This window comes from Pseudomonas sp. 18.1.10, assembly GCF_024655625.1.
Taxonomy (GTDB): Bacteria; Pseudomonadota; Gammaproteobacteria; order Pseudomonadales; family Pseudomonadaceae; genus Aquipseudomonas.
The window spans coordinates 1-3,480 of sequence record NZ_JANLGL010000364.1; the positions used below are offsets into that span (position 1 = coordinate 1).

Below are 3,480 nucleotides of genomic sequence, written 5' to 3' on the forward strand. Positions count from 1 at the left end.
AGTCAACAGATGTACCGACTGATCCACCGCTTTCGCGAGCAAGCCCGCTCCCACATTGGATCTTCGTCGCTTATAGTCCCGTATCAATCGTATCCAGGAGATTCCCCCATGCGTATCGCTTCCCGTGTCATCGGCGGTGTCCTCGCCGTCACCCTGCTGAGCCAATTGACGGCCTGCGGTTCGATCTTCTACCCCGATCGCCGTGGCCAGATCGACGGCAAGATCGACCCGACCATTGCCGTGCTCGACGCCGTGGGCCTGCTGTTCTACGTGATCCCTGGCCTGATCGCCTTTGGCGTGGACTTCGCCACCGGCGCGATCTACTTCGAGCCGGGCAAAACCGCGCAGGTCGCTCCCGAGAAACTCCACGAAGCCATCGGCGCCGACGGCAAGGTCGATAACGCCAAGCTGCAAACCATCATCCAGAAAGAAACCGGCCACACCTTGCCGCTGGACGACCCGCGCATGATCCAGTTCAAGGGCAGCGTGCAACAACTCGCCTCCCTCGGCCTGCAACCCGCCGCCTAAGGATTCGACCCGCCTATGACCAGCAGCCCCGAACACGCCAGGCTCCTGCGCCTGGCCACCCGCGCGTCGGTCGGCGTGGCCTGTGCGCTGATTATCACCAAGGCCATCGCCTGGTGGCTCAGCGGCTCGGTGAGCATGCTCGCCGGGTTGACCGACTCGCTGCTGGACGGCGTCACCTCGCTGCTGAATCTAATCGCCGTGCATTACGCCCTGCGCCCGGCCGATGACGATCACCGTTACGGCCACGGCAAGGCGGAATCCCTGGCGGGCATGGCCCAGGCGCTGTTTATCGGCGGCAGTGCGGTGCTGATTGCCTTGCAGGCCTATGAGCGGTTACAGCACCCGGAACCGGTCGGCGCGCCGTGGCTGAGCATTGGCGTGATCATTTTTTCGCTGGTGCTGACGGTGGCGTTGCTGATGCTGCAACACCGGGTGGTCCGCGAAACCGGCTCGAATGCGGTGCGGGCCGACTCGCTGCACTATCGCTCGGACTTGCTGCTCAACGGCAGCATCCTGGTGGCGCTGGTGATTGCGGGCCTGGGCTTTCATCAGGTGGATGCGTGGTTCGGCCTGGGCATTGCCGCCTACATTTTGTGGAGTGCGGTCCAGATTGCGCGGGAAAGCTTTGCGGTGTTGATGGACGAAGAGCTGCCGGCGGACGTGAGCCAGCACATGCTGGAGCTGGCCCGCAGCGTACCGGGCGTGCTCGGCGCCCATGACTTGCGCACGCGCATCTCGGGCAACCACTGGTTTGTGCAGTTGCACCTGGAACTGCCGGGGGAATTGACGCTGTCGGTGGCCCACGCCATCAGCGACAGGGCCGCCGATGCCATCCACAACGCCTACCCGCGCGCCGAAGTGCTGGTGCACGCCGACCCGCGGGAAGTGGTCACAGGCAATAAAGCCTAGTACTGCACCTGATACCCGCGACTGCTCAGGCAGTTGCCCTGGGCCTGGCGGTAGGTTTGCACCACCGCCGGGTCTGGGGCGTAGGTGACTTGCTGCGGGTCGAAGCCACTTTGCTGCACGGCCCAGCGATAACAGTCGTATCCGTCCTGCTGCACTTGGGCCGGTGACTGGCCGTTGGCGGGATAAGCCACCACGTCATAGCCGTTACCCTGCGGCGCCGGTTGTGGCGCGGGCACTTGCGTCGGCGGTTGCACCACCACGTACTGCTGGGAACTGCTTTCGTAGGTGTAATAGGCGCCTGCCGCGAGGAAGAACAACGCGCTGCCCACCCACACTTCCCGCGCGTAGTCCGGCAGGTATTGCACGCGGATGCCGTACGGCGGCGTCACCACCACATAACGCGGGCCCTGCGGGCGATACCAGTAGCCACCGGAGAAGAAGTAATCCTGGCCACGGTAAGGCACGCGGTAGTTGCGGTCGGGGAAGCGGTCGATCACATACCCAGGGCGATGCTGCGGGCCGGGGCCCCAGCCATTGCCGTGCCCGTCGGGGCGGCCTGGCCAGCGGTTGTCGCCAGGGCGGTTATTGTTGTAGCCGCCGCCGTTGTTGCCTGGACGCGAGCCGGGGCCGCCGGCTTCCCAATGTTGGTTGCCGTCGTTGCGGCGGGGAATGTCGCGGTAGTAGCCCTGGCGAGGCTCCTGGGTCTGGCGCACGGTGTCGGGGCGGCTCTGGATCGGCAGGTTGTTCGACGGCTGCGGTTGCACGGGGCGACTCGGCTCGTTGCCCGGCTGGCGACCTTGCCAATGGTCGTTCTGGCCATTGCGCTGTTCAAAATGCTGATTCTGCGGGCGCGGCTGAGCGTTCTCCGGCCGTGGCTGATTATTTTCCGGCCGTGGCGCGTTGTTCTGCTGGCGTGGCGGCTCATTGCCCTGCTGTCGACCACCGCCCTGGCCGCGCTCATGCTGACCACCGCCTTCAGGGCGTGGTGTGTTATCACGCTCGTCGGCCACTGCTTGCGCGCCAACGGTGACCATCAGCAAACCTACACCTGTCAAACGCCAGATGCGCTTCATGCTATTCCTCACTGCGGATTAGGGCCTGTCCATGAGACTGGAAAAGCATGGCCCGGTTCTCGGACAGGTTATCAGTCACGAGAAACATTTTCGCAGGCAAAAGAAAAGGGGTGACCCGTCGGCCACCCCTTGAGAACTTCGTCCGTGCTCAACGCTTTTGACGTTGGCTCACCTCACGCCGTCTTGTGGACAGTGTGCAGCCTGGAGGCCGGCTCAACCCTGCTGGGGTGGCGGCCGCAGCGGGCCTGATTGGGCGAGCTGCTGTGGACTGTTTGTCCAGGCGGTGATTCTGTTGATAAAGATACCCGCCAGCGCCCGGCAGATGATTGCGAAGATTGCGTCAATAAACAGTGCTTGCGCAATTTTTAACCCTTCATAGATAATTCGCCGCAATAGTTACGACAAAGGCCAACCCAATGAGCAAGCTTGACCGATACGACCTGAGTATTTTGGCGGAATTGCAGCGTGACGCGCGGATCTCCAACCAGGAGTTGGCCGAACGCATCGGCTTGTCGCCGTCGCCGTGCTCGCGCCGGGTCAAGCAGTTGGAAGACGACGGCTACATCGCCCGCCAGGTCGCCCTGCTCGACCGCAAGATGCTGGGCCTGAGCCTCACCGCCTACGTGTTGATCGGCATGGACCGGCATACACCGGAGCGTTTCGAGAACTTCGAAGCGGCGATCCGCACCCTGCCCCAGGTGCTGGAATGCAGTCTGGTCACCGGGATGGATGCCGACTATCAGCTGAAGGTGGTGGTGCCGGATATGGATCACTATCAGAAATTGCTGCTGGGGCATCTCACCCGCATCGATGGGGTGACCAGTGTGCGTTCCAGTTTTGTGCTGAACCAGGTACTCAACAGCACCGAACTGCCGCTGACCCACCTGCGCACCTGATCTCAAGCACAATGCTAATCCCTGTGGGAGCGGGCTTGTGTGGGAGCGGGCTTGCTCGCGAAAGCGGTGGGTCA

Annotated in this window: 4 protein-coding genes; 3 read left to right on the forward strand and 1 reads right to left on the reverse strand. The window is 63.0% G+C overall.

The features are described from left to right. Positions 1 to 108: 108 nt before the first annotated feature. Together NUV89_RS28615 and NUV89_RS28620 are read left to right on the forward strand one after the other, a co-directional pair. Positions 109 to 528: a polyribonucleotide nucleotidyltransferase gene (locus tag NUV89_RS28615; protein WP_257783960.1), complete on the forward strand. Its 420-nt coding sequence runs from the start codon at positions 109 to 111 to the stop codon at positions 526 to 528. A 15-nt stretch (positions 529 to 543) separates the two neighbouring features. Beyond that, the gene (locus NUV89_RS28620; RefSeq protein ID WP_257783961.1) at positions 544 to 1,437 is read left to right on the forward strand and encodes a cation diffusion facilitator family transporter; all 894 of its coding nucleotides are present in this window, start codon (positions 544 to 546) and stop codon (positions 1,435 to 1,437) included. On the opposite strand, the gene NUV89_RS28625 is transcribed toward NUV89_RS28620, so the two are convergent. Beyond that, on the reverse strand, positions 1,434 to 2,510 hold the full coding sequence (locus NUV89_RS28625) for a DUF6515 family protein (protein WP_257783962.1): 1,077 nt from the start codon (positions 2,508 to 2,510) through the stop codon (positions 1,434 to 1,436). The two genes, NUV89_RS28620 and NUV89_RS28625, sit on opposite strands and share 4 nt — an antisense overlap. 416 nt (positions 2,511 to 2,926) lie before the next feature. On the opposite strand from NUV89_RS28625, the gene NUV89_RS28630 reads away from it, so the two are divergent. Then, positions 2,927 to 3,406 (forward strand): Lrp/AsnC family transcriptional regulator, encoded by a 480-nt coding sequence (locus NUV89_RS28630; RefSeq protein WP_017735654.1) that lies wholly within the window; start codon positions 2,927 to 2,929, stop codon positions 3,404 to 3,406. Positions 3,407 to 3,480 lie beyond the last annotated feature (74 nt).